12 protein-coding genes and 1 tRNA gene are annotated in these 16,817 nt (G+C 66.9%); 6 read left to right on the forward strand and 7 right to left on the reverse strand.

The features are described from left to right. Window positions 1–298: 298 nt before the first annotated feature. Window positions 299–372 (reverse strand) — tRNA-Met (locus OHB12_RS17755). A 536-nt stretch (window positions 373–908) separates the two neighbouring features. On the opposite strand from OHB12_RS17755, the gene OHB12_RS17760 reads away from it, so the two are divergent. Beyond that, on the forward strand, window positions 909–1,442 hold the full coding sequence (locus OHB12_RS17760) for a transglycosylase family protein (protein WP_327109733.1): 534 nt from the start codon (window positions 909–911) through the stop codon (window positions 1,440–1,442). A 107-nt stretch (window positions 1,443–1,549) separates the two neighbouring features. On the opposite strand, the gene OHB12_RS17765 is transcribed toward OHB12_RS17760, so the two are convergent. After that, a complete protein-coding gene (locus OHB12_RS17765) occupies window positions 1,550–4,549 on the reverse strand; it encodes a UPF0182 family protein (protein ID WP_327109734.1) in 3,000 nt (999 codons plus the stop codon). Between the two features lie 210 nt (window positions 4,550–4,759). Here OHB12_RS17765 and OHB12_RS17770 point away from each other — a divergent pair, with 210 nt between their 5' ends. After that, on the forward strand, window positions 4,760–5,350 hold the full coding sequence (locus OHB12_RS17770) for a PPA1309 family protein (protein ID WP_327109735.1): 591 nt from the start codon (window positions 4,760–4,762) through the stop codon (window positions 5,348–5,350). Between the two features lie 3 nt (window positions 5,351–5,353). Here the strand turns inward: OHB12_RS17770 and OHB12_RS17775 are convergent, their stop codons facing one another. Next, window positions 5,354–6,379, reverse strand: a complete 1,026-nt coding sequence (locus OHB12_RS17775; RefSeq protein ID WP_327121193.1) for a YlbL family protein — start codon at window positions 6,377–6,379, stop codon at window positions 5,354–5,356. Window positions 6,380–6,505: 126 nt separating this feature from the next. On the opposite strand from OHB12_RS17775, the gene OHB12_RS17780 reads away from it, so the two are divergent. The 3 genes from OHB12_RS17780 (at window position 6,506) to OHB12_RS17790 (ending at window position 11,528) form a co-directional block, all read left to right on the forward strand. Continuing rightward, complete coding sequence (locus OHB12_RS17780) at window positions 6,506–7,912, forward strand: zinc-dependent metalloprotease (protein ID WP_327109736.1); 1,407 nt, start codon at window positions 6,506–6,508, stop codon at window positions 7,910–7,912. Window positions 7,913–7,997: 85 nt separating this feature from the next. Further along, on the forward strand, window positions 7,998–8,861 hold the full coding sequence (locus tag OHB12_RS17785; protein ID WP_327109737.1) for a hypothetical protein: 864 nt from the start codon (window positions 7,998–8,000) through the stop codon (window positions 8,859–8,861). Between the two features lie 1,323 nt (window positions 8,862–10,184). After that, window positions 10,185–11,528 carry an ABC1 kinase family protein gene (locus OHB12_RS17790; protein WP_327109738.1) on the forward strand — a complete coding sequence of 448 codons (1,344 nt, stop codon included), beginning with the start codon at window positions 10,185–10,187 and terminating at the stop codon, window positions 11,526–11,528. A 771-nt stretch (window positions 11,529–12,299) separates the two neighbouring features. Here OHB12_RS17790 and OHB12_RS17795 read toward each other — a convergent pair. The 4 genes from OHB12_RS17795 to OHB12_RS17810 all read right to left on the reverse strand — a co-directional run bounded on the left by OHB12_RS17795 (window position 12,300) and on the right by OHB12_RS17810 (window position 16,371). Continuing rightward, window positions 12,300–12,623 carry a WhiB family transcriptional regulator gene (locus OHB12_RS17795; protein WP_442799808.1) on the reverse strand — a complete coding sequence of 108 codons (324 nt, stop codon included), beginning with the start codon at window positions 12,621–12,623 and terminating at the stop codon, window positions 12,300–12,302. A gap of 589 nt (window positions 12,624–13,212) precedes the next feature. Then, window positions 13,213–15,360: an ATP-dependent DNA helicase UvrD2 gene (locus tag OHB12_RS17800; RefSeq protein WP_327109739.1), complete on the reverse strand. Its 2,148-nt coding sequence runs from the start codon at window positions 15,358–15,360 to the stop codon at window positions 13,213–13,215. 102 nt (window positions 15,361–15,462) lie between these two features. Further along, the gene (locus tag OHB12_RS17805; RefSeq protein ID WP_327109740.1) at window positions 15,463–15,939 is read right to left on the reverse strand and encodes a MarR family winged helix-turn-helix transcriptional regulator; all 477 of its coding nucleotides are present in this window, start codon (window positions 15,937–15,939) and stop codon (window positions 15,463–15,465) included. 9 nt (window positions 15,940–15,948) lie between these two features. Then, complete coding sequence (locus OHB12_RS17810) at window positions 15,949–16,371, reverse strand: EVE domain-containing protein (protein WP_327109741.1); 423 nt, start codon at window positions 16,369–16,371, stop codon at window positions 15,949–15,951. Window positions 16,372–16,568: 197 nt separating this feature from the next. Here OHB12_RS17810 and OHB12_RS17815 point away from each other — a divergent pair, with 197 nt between their 5' ends. After that, entirely contained in the window at window positions 16,569–16,799 is a 231-nt protein-coding gene (locus OHB12_RS17815) for a mycoredoxin (protein WP_327121197.1), read from the forward strand. Window positions 16,800–16,817: the final 18 nt, after the last annotated feature.

The following is a 16,817-nucleotide window of genomic DNA, read 5'->3' on the forward strand; positions in this document are numbered from 1 at the left end:
AAGTACGGAATCCCATTCCGCCGAATTCGCTCAGTAATACGCATAATTCGCCGACCGTTCTGGACACGAATTCGATCGACTGATTCGAATCGGGTCAGAGGCATGCGGAGCATCTCGGCGATCCCCTGGGGAGTCGAGGAGCCGATGCGGCATCCACGCCAGATCCCGAATTCCACGGGTGCAATTCGATGGCTCACCGATCGAGAACTGTCCAGGGCACGGGGTAACCTCGGCTAGACAACCGAGAGATGGGTACGAAGAAGGCCCCCGGAGATATCCTCCGAGGGCCTCTCGCTTGTAGCGGGGACAGGATTTGAACCTGCGACCTCTGGGTTATGAGCCCAGCGAGCTACCGAGCTGCTCCACCCCGCGTCGGTGAACACAACATTACACACGGGTTCACTTGCTCTGCAAATCGCCAGGTCAGATGGAAATTTACCTGGTTTTCCAGCCGGAGAACGCACGCAGGCGGTCGCGATCGACAGCCAAGGAGGCCCAGATCACAGCGGTGAGCGATGACCGCAAACCCCAGTACCCGGCGGCGCCCGCGCGCTTTTGACACCAGGTGAGCACTTCAAACGTGATGGGCGTCACTATTTCAAGGTGATCTCAATCACATAACGATGCGATAACTTACCGTCACATCGGCGTGTTGGTGCCGTTTTCACCTGCCGAAACGCCGATATTCGAGTTATTCGCTTCATGCAATTCAGGCGTTATCGAGATGTGATCTGCTGAGATTTCTTCGTTACCTTCAGTCCACGGCCCGGATCAACCGTGATGGGCTCGAACTCGAACCGCCGAACACCGGTGACCCTGTCCCGCGGTTCGAGGATCCCCGACGACCTGGGGACAGGGACGCGGCATGCTCCATCGCCGTGCCGGCGGGCGCAGGGAGGGAAACCACCATGACTGAGAACCGGAAGTTCAGCACCCGCGCCCTCGGCTTCGCCGCCGTCACCGGCGCTCTTGTTGCCGTCCCGTTCACACTCTCCACCGCTACAGCCTCCGCCGCGCCGACCCACAACTGGGACGGCGTCGCGCAGTGCGAGAGCGGTGGCAACTGGGGAATCAACACCGGAAACGGCTACTACGGCGGTCTGCAGTTCTCCCAGAGCACCTGGGCCGCTAACGGTGGTCACGGCTCCGCGCACACCGCAAGCAAGGACGAGCAGATCCGCGTCGCGGAGAACGTGCTCGACACGCAGGGCCCCGGCGCGTGGCCGGTGTGCGGTCAGTACCTGCGTCCTGACACCTCCGAGCCCGAGCCCGCTGCGGTGCCGGAGCAGACCCTCGCCGCGCCTTCCCAAGAGGACGCCGAGTCCGTGGTCGAGCAGGCCAAGTCGGCCGCGGGCGAGCTGGCAAAGCAGTATGGCCTGGAAGGCCCTTACCAGCTGCTCCTGCAGCAGAACAGCGCGATCGTCGACTCGCTCGGCCGCTGACACCAGCGATCCACGAGCAAGAATGGGGCTGCAATCCTTCCGGATTGCAGCCCCATTTCCGTCCGCCCAGCTCGCCGCCGCGCTACTTCACGCGCAGCGTCCCACCCTCAGCGTCCAGCGTCCTGATACGCCTTGACGGCGGCTTCGAGGTCGTCCAGCGCCCTGCCGAAGTCCTGGAAGTTTCCGCTGCGCATGGCGTTGCGCACGTTCTCGATCCTTCGGTTCAACTCGGCCGCCGCGGCATCCTTGCCGGAGGACGATCCCGTCGACGGCGGTGGGGTGACCGCGGGCGGTGGGGCTACGCCGTTGGCGGTCCCGCTGCTTTGATCGACCGGCGGCGGAACTGTGCCGGGTTTCGGCCTGGTGCCCGAATCACCGCCGAACGGCGTCGCCAGTGCACCAGCGCCTGGGATCACTTGGTTCAAGGCCTCGGCCAGGGTCGAGGCATAGCCCACCTTGACGCTGCCCGCCGCGTCCCGATAGCTCACCAGGACCCGCAACAGTTGCGGGAAGGTCGCGGTGTTCGGACCCGTATTGCGCTCGTTGTAGAACGGCTCGACGTAAAGGATTCCTCCGTCTGCGATCGGCAATGTCAGCAGATTGCCGTACTTGATCTTGTTCGAGTTGGATAGCAGGGTCTTCTCGCGCGAGACCTCCGGCGCCGTCGTCATTCGGTTCTGCGTCTGCTGCGGACCCAATGTCTGTGTGTCGGTGGGCAATCGCAGAATAGTGAACTTGCCGTACCCGTCCGGGTCCGACCGCACCGAGATGTAGGCCGAAAGGAACTGCCGGTTGTAACCGACCATGGCGCTGGTCAAGTTGAACGTCGGCTTGTTCGTTTGCGGGTCGCCGAGCAGCACGTAGTACGGCGGCTGATTCGCGGTCGTCCCGCCTTCGGTGGTCGGGTCGGCGGGCACCGACCAGAATGCGTTGTTGGTGAAGAATTCGCGCGGATCGTCCACGTGATACTTGGTCAGCATCTCGCGCTGGACCTTGAACAGGTCCTCCGGGTAGCGGAAGTGCGCCCGCAGTTCCGGCGAGATCTCGCTCTCCGGCTTCACCGCGCCGGGGAACACCCCGCGCCACGCCTTCAACACCGGATCCGACGAGTCGGTCTCGTACAGCGTGACACTGCCGTCGTAAGCGTCGACCGTGGCTTTGACCGAGTTGCTGATGTAGCTGACCGACTTGCGCGGCAGCAGCCTGCCGGTCTTCTTGTCGATGCTGTCCTCGACGGCACCCTCCAGCGAGGTGGACTGCGCGTACGGGTAGTTGTCCAGAGTGGTGTAGGCGTCCACGATCCAGACGATTCGACCGCCGACGACCGCAGGGTAGGCGTTGCCGTCGGTGGTCAGCCACGGTGCGACCTTCTGCACCCGCTCGCGAGGGCTGCGGTTGTAGATGATCTTGGAGTCGTCGGCAATGGCCGAGGAGAACAGGATGTTGCGCTCGGCGTACTTGGCCGCGAAGGCGAGGCGGTTGAACCAGTTGCCGATCGGCACGCCGCCCGTGCCGGTATAGGTGTACTGCGCGGTGTCGGAGTCGTACTCGCGCGGACGCTGGCCGTCCATCGCGCCGACGATCGCGTAATCCGGATCGGACTGCGAGATCAGCTCACCGAAGTAGACGCGCGGCTGGTCGACCTTGATCCGCTGCTTGTCCGACGGCGTGAACAGGTCACTGACCATGAAGATCGGGTAGCCGCTGTCGCTGCTGCCCCCGGCCACGTTGGGATCTTCGGACTGCGGTTTGTTCACCCGGTTTGCGGGGGCGGCGACGAAGCCGTTGCCGTGGGTGTAGACGGTGTGCTTGTTGATCCAGTCGGTCTGGTTTCCGCTCAGCGCCGCGGGCGACAGCTCACGCGCGGCGACGATGTAGTCCTGCACGTCGCCGTCGAGGTTGTAACGGTCGATGTCCAGCGACTCCGGGAAGCCGTAGAAGTTCTTCAGCTGACGCAGCTGGGTAAAGGTGGGCGCGAGGATGTTCGGGTCGAGCAGCCGAGCGTTGCCGATGGTCGCGGCGTCCACCGGAACGGTGAGCGGGTTCTTGTTGCTCTCGCCCTTGAAGTCCTTGTAATCGATCTTGTCGTCGGTGATACCGAACGCCTGCCTGGTCGCAGCGATGTTGCGTTCGATGTACTCGCTCTCCTTGTCGGCGGCGTTGGGGCGCACCGAGAACTGTTCGACCACCAGCGGCCACACCGCGCCGACCAGGATCGAGGACAGCACAAGCAGCGCCGCGGCCATCGCGGGCACCCGCAGATCACGCAACACGATGCCGGCGAAGAACGCGATCGCGCAGATGACGGCGATGGACAACAGGATGAGCTTGGCGGGCAGCACCGCATTGATGTCGGTGAAGGAACCGCCGGTGAAGGTGGGCTCCTTGCGGCTGCTGGAGAGCAGCTCGTACCGGTCGAACCAGTACGCGATCGCCTTGAGCAGCACGAAAAGCCCGGCGAGCACGGCCAATTGGATGCGGGCGGGCCGGGTGAGCGTGCCCTCGCGCCCGCTCAGCCGCAGGCCGCCGAAGACGTAGTGGGTGACCAGGCTGGCGAAGAACGCGATGACCACCGCGACGAACAACCAGTTCAGCACCATCCGATAGAACGGAAGGTCGAAGGCGTAGAAGCCGACATCCAGATGGAACTGGGGGTCCTTCTCGCCGAACGAGCCACCGTTCAGGAACAACTGCACCGTCACCCAATTCGACTGTGCCACCAGGCCGGACAACAGGCCGAGCAGCACGGGAATGCCTACGCCGAACAGCCGCAGCCTGCTCATCACGGTGGTGCGGTAACGCGCGATCGGATCATTCGGGCCCGCCACCGGCGCGAACACCGGCCTGGACCGGTAGGCGAGCAGCAACGCCAACCAGACGACGAGGCCGACGAAGATCGCCACGACGAGGAACAGCAGGATTCGGGTCCGCAGCACGGTGAGATACACGTTGCGGAAGCCGACCTCGCCGAACCACAACCAGTTCGTATAGGTGTCCGTCAGCCGCGGACCCAGTAGCAGCAACGCCGCGAGGACGATGGCCGCCAAAAGCAGCACACGGCTGCGTCGGGACAGCGAAGGTAAGCCGGTGGGGGGCCGCATGCCCACGATGCCACTCTCCAAGGTCAGACGGCACTCGCACCGATACGCCCGGCCGATGCGCCGCAGTCCGATGTTGCGGGTGGTCCTTCCGGACCGTCCCGGCCCACTCTACGGAAATCGGACACGGTGCGGCTGCCAGGGTTGCGCTTGCCGCTCGTGACGGTCGATCACCCGGGTTCGCGATTGTCCGCGACGCCGGTTTGATTGGATGTTTCCGTGACCTCAGACCTGCACGCCGAACTCGTCCTCGCCCGTTCCGTCCGGGAGGTGGCGGACTTCGTCGACGCCGAGGGTTGGAGTCGGCCGCCGCAGATGTTCGCGCTGGTGCCCACCGCCGATCTGGTCGCGGCCCAGCCCGAGCTGATAGATCAGGTCGACGCCGGGGACGAGCTCACCCCGGTCGCTCAGGAGGCGTTCCCGGACGATGTGACCGGCGGGTCGATGGCGCTGGACGAGTTCCTGGCCACCACGAGCTGGCCCCCCGCCGTTCGGGGCTGTGTGCTGGTCCAGGAGATCGTGGTGCTGCCGCCTGACGCCGAGTCCACGCTCGATGACGCGTTTGCTCCGCTGCTCGCCGACCACGAGGCAGCCGACGCGGCCGCCCGGGCGGCCGCCGAGGCACATCCGGAACGCAGGGAAGCGCGGCTGTTCGCCGCGGTGCTGCGCGACGGCGCCTCGCTGTGCCTGCTGCAGCTGCGCCCCGAGGACGACGAAGACGACGCCGACGACTTCGGCGACCTCGACCTGCGCACCTATCCGAACCTGGCGCCGAACCTCATCGAGGCGCTGCACCACACGCTGGAGTGAGGCTCACCCGCAGCTGACGGTGTCCCTGCCCGCGTTGATGTCGTTGAGCGACTGCACTGCGCCGGTGAGGTTCTCGACCTTCACCAGCCGCAGGCCGTCCGGGCTCCGCTGCTCGGCTTCGTTGCAGTTGGCGGCGGGGACCAGGAAGGTCTCCGCGCCCGCCGCACGCGCGGCCATCATCTTGTACTGGATGCCGCCGATCGGACCGACCTTGCCGTCCTGATCGATGGTCCCGGTGCCTGCCACGAACTTGCCACCGTCCAGCTCGCCGGGCGAGAGCTTGTCGATCAGCGCGAGGCTGAACATCAGGCCTGCCGAAGGCCCGCCGATGTCGGCGAGGTTGAAGGCGACCTGCATGGGCGGGCGCGCGCCTTCGCCCGGCGTCACGCCGAGGTAGCCCTTGGTCGCGTCGTCCGGGCGGGCGCCGAGGGTGAGCGTCGCGGTCTGCTCGGCGCTGTTCCGCCGGTACACCACGGTCAGCGTGCTACCGGGCGCCTGCGACGACACCGCGGTGACGACGTCCTCTGGCTCGGGCATGGGCGCGCTGTTGATGCTGACCAGCTCGTCGCCGGCGCGCAGCACCCCCTTGGCCGGGCCGTCGTCGGAGACCTTGCGCAGCAGCACCACGGTCGGCAGGTTCAGGTAGTGCAGCGCCGCGACCTCGGCATTGCCCTCGGAGTCCTTGAAGTCCTGCTGGTTGGACTTGTCGATCTCGTCACGCGACACGCCGGGCGGGTAGACCTCCGCGCGCGGCACCAGACCGTGCTTGCCGCTGGCCCAGAAGCCGAACGCCTCGAAGATGCTCAGCCCGTCGCGCACCGACACCGTGGTCATGTTGAGATGCCCGGTGGTCGGATCCTCCTGCGCGCCCTCGACGTCCACGACCTCCTTGCCGTCCACCTCGCCGAGCGTGTTGAAAGTAGGACCGGGGCCGAGTGCGACGAACGGCACAGTGAGCACGCTGCCGACGACACCCAGCACGAGCACCGGGATCAGAGCGGCCACGAGAGTGAGGATCCGACGATTCACCTGGACCACAGTAGTGATCGTCACCGGCGCTGGCGGCGGAGGCGGCCATTTCGCCATCGCGCGCGTCCTCCGATTTCGCGCCGCGCGAACATCGGGGCACCGTGCTTCACGCGTAACGTAAGGGCTATGAGTGACCTCCCCTTCGGATTCTCGAACCGCGACGACGACGATCGCAAGCGCGGCGACGAGCCGAGCGGTCCGGGTCCGAACGATCCGCTCGGCTTCGGGATCGGTGCGTCCGGTGCGGGCGGGTTCGACCCTGCACAGCTCGGACAGATGCTGACCTCGCTGGGGCAGATGTTCAGCGGCATGGGGCAGCCGAGTTCGGGGCAGGCCGGGCCGGTGAACTACGACGTCGCGAAGCGACTGGCCCGCCAGCAGCTCGGCTCGACCGTCGCGCCGGTGTCGTCGAGCACGACGCGGGCGGTGACCGACGCCGCGCACCTGGCCGAACTATGGCTGGACGGCGCGACCACCCTGCCCGCGGGCGCCGTCAGGACGGTCGCGTGGACCGCCAACGACTGGATCGAGCAGACCCTGTCCACCTGGCAGCGGCTGTGCGACCCGGTGGCCGAGCAGATCTCCGGGATGTGGACGGCGTCCCTGCCAGAGGAGGCCAGGGAGTTCGCCGCGCCGATGGTCGGCATGCTCGGTCAGATGGGCGGTCTTGCCTTCGGCTCGCAGCTCGGTCAGGCGCTCGGCCAGCTCGCCAAGGAGGTACTGACCTCCACCGACATCGGTCTCCCGCTGGGGCCCACCGGCACCGCGGCGCTGCTGCCCGCGGCGATCTCGGAGTTCAGTGCGGGCCTGGAACAGCCGGAGAGCGAGATCCTGGTGTTCCTCGCCGCGCGTGAAGCGGCCCATCAGCGACTGTTCGCGCACGTGCCGTGGCTCCGCCAGCAGGTGCTCGGCGCGGTTGAGGACTACGCGCGCGGCATCCGCATGGACTTCTCCGCGCTGGAGCAGGCCGCGCAGGGCATCGACCCGATGGCGCTGGCCGATCCGTCGAAGCTCGAGGAGATCCTGGCGCAGGGCACGTTCGAGCCGCAGAACACGCCGGAGCAGAAGCAGGCGCTCGAGCGCCTGGAGACGCTGCTCGCGTTGATCGAGGGCTGGGTGCAGGTCGTGGTCACCGACGCCGTTGGTGATCGGCTGCCCGGCGCGGGCGCGCTGGCCGAGACGCTGCGCCGGCGCCGCGCCACCGGCGGCCCGGCCGAGCAGACTTTCGTGACCCTGGTCGGCCTGGAGTTGCGTCCGCGCAAGCTGCGCGAGGCGGCGGCGCTGTGGCGCAGGCTCACCACCGACGCGGGCATGACCGCGCGCGACGGCGTATGGGCGCACCCCGATCTGCTGCCGGATACGAACGACCTGGACTCACCCGCCAGCTTCATCGACTCGGTGATCGGCGGCGGGACCACGGCGTTCGATGACCCGCTCACGCAACTCGCCGAGACCGAGGCGCGCGAGCAGGCCGAGCGCGAGCAGCGGAACAGCGGACCCGATCTGGGCAAGGACGGCGGCGCGTCCGCCTGAGCCGCCCTGTTGATAACCGAAAACCTGTGGATAACCACGGGTTTTGGGGCGAGTCGCGCAGTGCGTGGTTTGCATACTTCTGACCATGACAATGATGTGTCGCGGTCCGAGGTTACGGCCGAGGGTGACCGTCCTGGTGCGCCCTGCCGGCGTCGTCCAGCTCGGGTGGGCCCCGGAGACCGCCTTGGTGCTCGGCCCCGAGGACATGGACGCCGAAACCGTGCTCGCGTTCCTGCGCCTACTGGACGGCTTGCGGACCCGGCCGCAGATCATCTGGCGCGCCGGGGAATGCGGTATCGATCCAGAGCGCGCTGTGGCGCTGCTCACTCTGATCGACGAAGCCGGGCTGCTCGACCACCCCGAGGACCGGGCCGGGCAGGTCCGGGCGGTACGTGTGCACGGGCTCGGCCCGCTGTCGGACGCGGTGTCGGCCGGACTGCGCACACTCGGCATACGCCCGACCCACTCGCGCGATCATTCGCCCGACGCGGCGGCGGTGCGCACGTGGCGGTCCGACCTCGTGATACTCGCCGATGCTCTGATGCCCGACCCACGGTTGGTCAATGACCTTGTGCTGCAACGGATTCCGCATCTACAACTGCGCATCCGCGATGGCATCGGCGTGGTCGGCCCGTTCGTGCTGCCCGGCGAAACCAGCTGCCTGCGCTGCCTGGACCTGACCCGCTGCGACTACGATCCCGAGTGGCCGCACCTGGCCGCCCAACTGCTCGGGCGGGTCGGACACGCCTCGCCGGCCGGGATCGCGGCCACGGCGGCGCTGGCGCTCGGCGAACTCGAGGCGATCCTGGCGTGCTCGGCGCGCCGGGCACCCGCAACCCTGGACACCACGCTCGAATTGGATCTTGATTCGCATCTGGTCGAGCGACGGCGATGGGCACCGCATCCCGCCTGCGGATGCCGCGCGACTTCCGCTGGTGCGAACGCCTGATGCCGAGCCCCAAGGATCCTCCCGACCAGGCCAACTGCGCGCGGCGAGCCCGGCCGGCGATGACCGTGCCCGCAGTGATGCTGAGGAACCCGATCGCAATGACGGTGGTGGCGCCGATTTTCTGGGCCAGCGGGCCGAGGTCTGCCAGGCCGCCACCAGCGGCGACGACCCCGACCTCGACGCCATGATTCTGCGGCTGCACATCAAACCGGCCGCCCGAGGTGGCGCTCCGGCGCTCCGACCACCACCACCGACCTGCACACCACACTCTGTCGGACGCAACCCCGAACACCGGATGTCGACGCTCGCGGTGAGAGCAGGCGATGCGAAGATGCGCGTTGGCGCTGCATGGGAACGCTGCGGTGGGCGGGTCTGCGATCTCCATCACACCACAGCACATCCGAGCTACGTAGGTGGTGTCGCAGCAAATACGGTGTTTCACCGATGTGAGCCCTATACCTAGACGATGAGAATCGGAAGTGTCGGCGGACAGTATGTGTCGACCCGTCCGGAGGTGATTGTTCAACCACAGGGCCCTACCCGCCAAGGACGATCACGACCCCTGCGGCGCACAACGGAGTGACGCCGAGTTCGAGCAACGACGCTCGGTGGGGTCGCAGCCATCCCGAGCTGACCGTTCTCCACGCGCCCTGCGGTAGTTGAGTCCCGGCGTCGACGAGGGCTGCCGGATTGAATTCACAGCCGGAAAATTCAATAAGCGATAATGCGACGGCCGAGCTCGACTTCATGCCGGGTCGACGGCAGACAGGTGCGATATGCCGCCCTGTGATGGCAGATCCATCCGGCTGACAGAGGTGTTATCTCTCGTGGCCGACCGATCGAGAACCGGTTCATCCGATGACTACACTATTGCCTCTTGCATACGGGTACTTGCGCGATGACTTGCTTCGTGACCGCGACTCCGATTCGAGTGAAGACAGGCTGCGTGCCGCTGCCAGGTCACTCGGCTACGAGCTGGTCACCGTATTCCGCGAGCCGACACCACAGAACGGAACACTTCCCCCGGTGTTCGTCGATCTCGTCCGGGAATGCCGGCGAGCCGCAGCACACGCTGTGATAACACTGCACGGACACATGTCGAACATGTCCGTGTGCCGGATGGTCCTGCTGGCGGTCCTCGAAGTGCGAGCAGATGCCGAAGTGCACGAAGTCGGACCTTGAACCGTCGGACGGGGTGTCGGTGCGCCGCCGACTTCGTGAACGTGTGCCTGTGCTCAGGTTTCCGCTGGTCTCACCGCCGGAAGTAGCGAGTGATCAAGATTGCCATGGCAAATCCACGGGTCCGTCCGCCATGATGGGTACGTGTCTGAGATAGTGCGCCGTCCCGCGTCCCGAAATGCCAAGCTGGCCAAGATTCCGCTGGGCATCGCCGGGCGGGCCGCCGTGGGGTTCGGCAAGAAGCTCGCCGGAGGCGACAAGTCCGCGATCAACGCCCAACTCAACCAGAAGGCCGCCCAGCAGTTGTTCACCATATTGGGTGAACTCAAGGGCGGCGCGATGAAGTTCGGGCAGGCGCTCAGCGTGATGGAGGCCGCGGTCCCGGAGGAGTTCGGCGAACACTACCGCGAGGCGCTCACCAAGCTGCAGTCCGCCGCGCCGCCGATGCCAGCCGCGACCGTCCACCGCGTGCTCGACCAGCAGCTCGGCACCCAGTGGCGGCGGCGCTTCCGCGAATTCGACGATACTCCGGCCGCGTCGGCCAGCATCGGACAGGTGCACAGGGCGGTGTGGGCGGACGGGCGAACAGTCGCGGTGAAAGTCCAGTACCCGGGCGCGGACGAGGCGCTGCGCGCGGATCTCAAGACGCTGTCGCGAATGACCGGTCTGATCGCGTCGGTGATCCCCGGCTCGGATGTGAAGCCGATCATCGCCGAGATCACCGAGCGCACCGAGGAAGAGCTGGACTATCGCAACGAGGCGGCCAACCAGCGCGCCTTCGCCAAGGGTTTCGATGGGCACGGCGAAATCGTGGTGCCGAAGGTGGTGGCGAGCGCTCCGAAGGTAATCGTCACCGAATGGTTGGATGGCACCGCTGTTTCCATGATCATCGCGCGGGGCGCCGAGGATCCGGTAGGCACCCGCGCGCTGCGCAATCGCGTCGCGGGTCTGATGGGCCGGTTCCACTTCTCCGCCCCGGAGATCGTCGAACTCTTGCACACCGATCCGCACCCGGGCAACTTCATGATGCTGCCCGACGGCAAGCTCGCCGTAATCGACTTCGGAGCATGCGCGCCGATGCCCGGCGGCTTCCCGCCGGTGCTCGGCCGGATGCTGGCCCTGGCGGTCGAGGAGCGCTTCGCCGAACTCACCGAGCTGATGTACGACCACGGCTGGGTAATTCCCGGGCGGGTCGTCACCCATCAGGAGATCGCCGACTATCTGCGACCGTTCACCGACCCGATCCAAACCGACTCGTTCCATTTCACCCGAAAGTGGATGCAGCGGGTGGCGGGCAGGGCATCCGACATCTCCAGCGCTGAGATGAAAACTGCACGGGCACTCCAGCTTCCGGCCGAGTTCGTAATGATCTTCCGGGTCCTCGGCGGCTCCGTCGGCATCCTGGCCCAACTCGACGCCGAGCTGCCGTTCATGCAACTCGTACGCACCTGGATGCCGGGATTCCGTGAGGAACGCACCGCCTCCTGAGCTGTGTTTTTGGCCGCGCCGGCGCGGCGGGTTCGCGGCCCCCTTTTGGCTCGCGTCCGAGCGGCCGACGCTGGCGACTTCGTCGCGGACGCGTCGGCCGCTCGGACGCGAGCCGGGCCGCGAACAGGGGAATGCTCGGTCTCGCTTCGCTCGGAAGTGGGGGTTGGGCCGATGTGGTCGCGTCGGGTGGCGAGCGGGTAGAGGTTCGGCAGTGAATGTTCGCGACACCCATAAGGCTTGCACCCTGTGGGTCGCGGTGCGTGAATCGTCGTTGTGGATCAACCACAACTTGACCGATAGCTGTGTTGTTTTTGCGGCGCTGTATTGACGGGGGCCCGGAGATCGGTCCCGGGCCGAACCCACGGGGTCAGGTCAAGCATGTTTACGGCCCGGGAATTCTCGCGTCCGAGCGGCGGAGACTAGCGACTGCGTCCCGTGCACGTCTGACGTTCGAACGCGAGCCGGGCCGCGGACGGCTCTTGTAAGACTCTCACTCGACGGGGGAGGCGGTTTGTGGTTGGGGCGGAATTCAGGCGGTGCTCATGGGGTTTGCGCCTGACGGGGCTGAGGGGTAACGCAGCCGAGCCGCTCACCTGGTAGCGGTGAGCGGCTGGTCTGCTTTCTCGTTCGTTGGCTCGGCCCGCGTCGGGACCGACCGACTCGAGCACATCGACCGGAGGGAGGGAAGTCACTTCCCAGCTCACGCTGTGTCCATACGGCATGAGCTGGGCCCTGCGTGGTTACGCCAGCTGCCGAGTCCGGGCCGGACGCTCACGCCGGGACCGCGACCTTGCGCGGACGGCCACGCGGGCGCTTGCGGGCGATCACGACACCCTGGTCGAAGATCTCACCGCCCCAAACACCCCACGGCTCACGCCGATCCATGGCCGCGCTCAGGCAGCCCTTGCGGATCGGGCAGGTCGCGCACAGCGCCTTGGCCTGCTCCAACTGGACCGGGCTCTCGGCGAACCAGAGGTCCGGATCGCCAGCGTGGCAAGGCAGGACCTTGGTGACCTCTCGGGGCCGAGTAGTCGACGCCACGGTTCGGCATGTCACGTCAGTAGCGGCCTGCGGCCAACTCTGTGCGGTGAACACGTCGTTCTCCTTCAGCTCGTTTGCAGCGGTTCGTTTCGTTGTGTCGCGAAACCGGTGCCGGTGGCTGAAGGGCCGAAAAATATTGGCCACGGTTTCGCTTCGTGCGATCCGTGGCCAGGAGGTCGGGAAGGAGGTCCCTACCTAGGTCGACATCTGTGTCGAGTCCTGATCACGGTCGCTGGGTGTGCGGTGCGGAGGCGTGCTGCCTGCGGATCCGCCGGCTCGAGTCCGGCTTCATCCGCGACGACGCCGACTGCTGCCTGGGCAACTGCCGGGTGCCAACCCACGCTGGGCTTGTCCTGGATGACAGTGCGAATAGGCGCATGCGTGGAGGCAGAATTCACCTGCGTCCCAAAGGCGCCGAACGCACCGATGCAGGACAGACCGATCCCCTGCAAGGCGAGGATCCCCCGGGAGGCCGCCATGGGCGCATTGACCGCAACGCCATAGGCGTTGAAGTTCACGATGTTGTCCATTGCTCTGCCTCCCTCCTGTACTCGTGGTGTGTCGGTAACGGTGCGCGCCGAGATGACCTCCCAGTGCGTGACTCCCACCATATGCAAGTTCGTCTACGGCGACAAGCTATTTTCTACCTGCGGTTTTGTGATCTAGATCGAAGCCGGGACACGACGATCGCGAGAACCTCGGCGCCGTACTGATCGAGCTTCTTCGCACCGATGCCCGGAATCGCGGCCAGCGCGGCGTCATCGGCGGGTAGTTGTTCGGCGATCGCGGTGAGCGTGGTGTCGGTGAACACCACGAACTCACGCACCCGCAACGCTTCCGCCTTCTCCGCACGCCACTCCTGCAGTGCGACAAGCAGTTCGGCGTCCAGCTCCGCCGGGCAGCGGCGGCAGCGGCCGAGCATGGTCGCGTAGGTGCCGATCAGCGGTTTGGCGCATACGCGACAGGTCGGGCGGATGCCGTTCGACGTGGTGACCGGCGCCGCGACGCGTGAGGCGGGCGAGTCGTCGGGAACAAGGCCGTTGAGGAACCGCGAACGCCGCCGGGTGCGCCTGCCGCCCTCGTTCCTCGCCAGTGCCCAGGACAGCCGCAGATGCTCACGGGCCCTGGTGACGCCGACATAGAGCAGGCGCCGCTCCTCCTCCAGCGCTCCCTCGTCGGCGACCGAGCCGTCGTCCGCGAGGACGTGCGCGATCGGCAGGGTGCCGTCGGACAGGCCGACGAGGAACACCGCGTCCCACTCCAAGCCCTTGGCGGCGTGCAACGAGGCCAGCGTGACACCCTGCACCGTAGGTGCGTGCCTGGCCTCTGCGCGGGCGGCGAGTTCGCGCAGCAGCCCGGTCAGATCGAGCCGGTCGTCGTGGCCGACCAACTCCTCGGTCAGGCGCACCAGGGCAACCAGCGAGGACCAGCGTTCCCGCGCCTGGGCGCCCGCGGGCTCGGTGGCGGTGAGGCCGAGCGGGGCCAGTACCGCCCGCACCAGCGAGACCAGAGCGGTGCCGCTGCGCGCCTGGTCCGGCAGATCGTCGCGGGCCGTGGCCTGCCGCAACGCCTGCACAGCCTGCCTGACCTCGGCACGTGCGAAGAAACCCTCGCCGCCGCGCACCTGGTATGGGATGCCGCGTTCGGTGAGCGCCTGCTCGTAGCCCTCCGATTGGGCGTTGATGCGATACAGCACGGCGATCTCCGCGGCGGGCGTGCCGCCGTCGATCAACCGCTCGATCGCCTTCGCCGCCGCGGCGGCCTCGGCGGGACCGTCGTCGTACTCGGCGAACGTCGGCTCCGGTCCGTCGGCTCGGCGGCCGATCAGCTGCAGCCTGGTGCCCGCGATGCGGCCGCGCGCCACTCCGATCACGCGATTGGCCAGTGACACCACCTGCGGGGTCGAGCGATAGTCGCGTTCCAGCCGGACCACGGTGGCCTCGGGGAAGCGGCGGGAGAAATCGAGCAGATAGTGGGGAGTGGCGCCGGTGAACGAATAGATGGTCTGGTTGGCATCGCCGACCACGGTGAGATCGTCGCGGTCACCGAGCCAAGCGTCGAGCACTCGCTGCTGCAGCGGCGTAACGTCCTGGTACTCGTCGACCACGAAACTGCGGTAGCGGCCGCGGAATTCGTCGGCAACGGCCGGATAGTCCTCCAGCGCGGCGGCGGTGTGCAACAGCAGATCGTCGAAATCGAGCAGCAGCCCGTCCGGCGTCGCCTTGAGCTTCTCGTAGCCCGCGTAGACGTCGGCCACTCGCATCGCGTCGTACGGAGTTTCGCGGCGGCGCTTGGCGACCGCGGCCGCGTAGTCCTCCGGCGCGATGAGCGAGCCCTTCGCCCATTCGATTTCGCTCAGCAGGTCGCGGACGCTGTCGGTGCCGCTGGAGAGACCAGCCAGGTTCGCCGCCTGCGCGACGATCGGGAACTTGCCGTCGATCAGCCGCCACGGCACGTCGCCGACGATCTGCGGCCAGAAGTATTTGAGCTGCCGCAGCGCGGCCGCGTGGAAGGTCCGCGCCTGCACCTGAGTCGCGTCGCCACCCAGACCGAGCGCGCGCAGGCGACCGCGCAACTCCCCCGCCGCGCGCGCGGTGAAGGTCACCGCGAGCACCTGGTCGGCCTTGACATGCCCTTCCGACACCAGATGGGCGATGCGGTGGGTGATGGTCCTGGTCTTGCCCGTGCCCGCGCCGGCGAGCACGCACACCGGACCGCGCGGCGCGCGCACGGCGGCGGCCTGCTCGGGATCGAGGTCGGCGAGGTCGGGTGCGGGCACGCGGTCCATCATGACAGCGCCCACCGACACACGCCGTGCCGCCGTGGCGAGCGGCCTGCTGCCTGCTCCCTACGCCGGACCGTGGCCTTGCGCGCTCGCTCAGCGGCGGTCGGTTCAGCGCGCGCCGCGGTCGCGCAGCAACCGCAGCGCATCGGAGAATGCGCCGCCGTTCGGGCCGAGCGGGCCGAAGAATTCCTGATCGCAGGACTCGACTGCGACTATCGCCCGATTCACCAGGACCGCACCGGCTTCGGTGGGAACCAGCGCTTTCGCCCGACGATCGCCCGGATGGTCGCGGCGCTCGATCAGGCCCTTCTGTTCGAGTGTGCGCAACACCTGGGAAGTCATCATCGGGTCGGTGGCGGCGTGCGCGGCAAGGTCACGCTGCCGCACCGGATCGTCGCGCCGGTCCGCGAGGTAGGTCAGCGAGGCGAGCAGCACGAACTGCACGTGCGTCAGGTCGAACGGGGCCAGCGCCGCCCGCTGCGCGGCCTGCCACCGGTTGGTCACCTGCCACAGCAACAGGCCGGGACTCTCGTCGGCCTCGCGAAATCTGCTGCGCAGTCCGGCATCCAGCGCTTCCTCGTGCATCGGCCTCCCTCACTCGTCCCGCATCGCCCGCTCGATCACCGCGTAGTCGTGCGCGCTGAGTTCTACCAGGCCGCGACGCAGCACCATGCCCCAGTTCGGCACGCTGGTGAGGTCCAGATCCGCGCGCAGCGCCTCGATCGGGATCTCCCGTGCCCCGGCGCGATAGCTGACCGACCGACGCCACGGCTGGAAGCAGCCGTTGTCCTGCGGGTCGGCCTGCCATACCGGCCGGTCGTCGACAGTGCCGATCGCGGTGAACGAGCGCACCGGCGCACCTGCCCGCATGCCTTCGCGCGGCGAGTAGTAGACCAGTCCGTCGCCGGGACGCATCCGCTCCACCGCCGAGCGTTTGCCGTGGTTGGCCTGCGCGATGCCGAGCCGCACACCGCGCAAGACGTGTTCGCGGGACACGACACCCAACCAGTACCTCACGCCACCACCCCCTCGGCGACCAGTGCGTCGAGGTCGGGCGGCGCGGTCGAGGTGGTGCGCGCGGTGGCGATGATCGTCATAAATTTAGTATGCGCGCATACTAAAATTGCCGCAAGCAGAGAGAAAGTTCGAGTTGGAACAGTGAGCGGTCGTCCAACGTTGCACGGTGCGTGACTGACGCGAACCATGACCTGACGATGTACTCGACCACCTGGTGCGGCTACTGCCGCAGGCTGAAGAAGCAGCTGGACGAGGCCGGTATCAGCTATGTCGAGATCGATATCGAGCAAGATCCGGCGTCGGCCGAGTTCGTCGGCAGCGTCAACGGCGGCAACCATGTGGTGCCCACGGTGAAGTTCACCGACGGTTCCACCGCGACGAACCCGTCGCTGGCGACCGTCAAGCAGACGCTCGCCACGCTGTCCTGATCATCCCGCGCGGACCCG

The sequence above is a fragment of the Nocardia sp. NBC_01730 genome (genome assembly GCF_035920445.1).
GTDB lineage: Bacteria > Actinomycetota > Actinomycetes > Mycobacteriales > Mycobacteriaceae > Nocardia.

Coding starts and splice junctions, on each gene's coding strand:
- OHB12_RS17760 (WP_327109733.1), top strand. CDS start 909: ATGACTGAGAACCGGAAGTTCAGCACCCGCGCCCTCGGCTTCGCCGCC.
- OHB12_RS17780 (WP_327109736.1), top strand. CDS start 6,506: ATGAGTGACCTCCCCTTCGGATTCTCGAACCGCGACGACGACGATCGC.
- OHB12_RS17785 (WP_327109737.1), top strand. CDS start 7,998: ATGACAATGATGTGTCGCGGTCCGAGGTTACGGCCGAGGGTGACCGTC.
- OHB12_RS17800 (WP_327109739.1), bottom strand. CDS start 15,360: ATGATGGACCGCGTGCCCGCACCCGACCTCGCCGACCTCGATCCCGAG.
- OHB12_RS17805 (WP_327109740.1), bottom strand. CDS start 15,939: ATGCACGAGGAAGCGCTGGATGCCGGACTGCGCAGCAGATTTCGCGAG.
- OHB12_RS17815 (WP_327121197.1), top strand. CDS start 16,569: ATGTACTCGACCACCTGGTGCGGCTACTGCCGCAGGCTGAAGAAGCAG.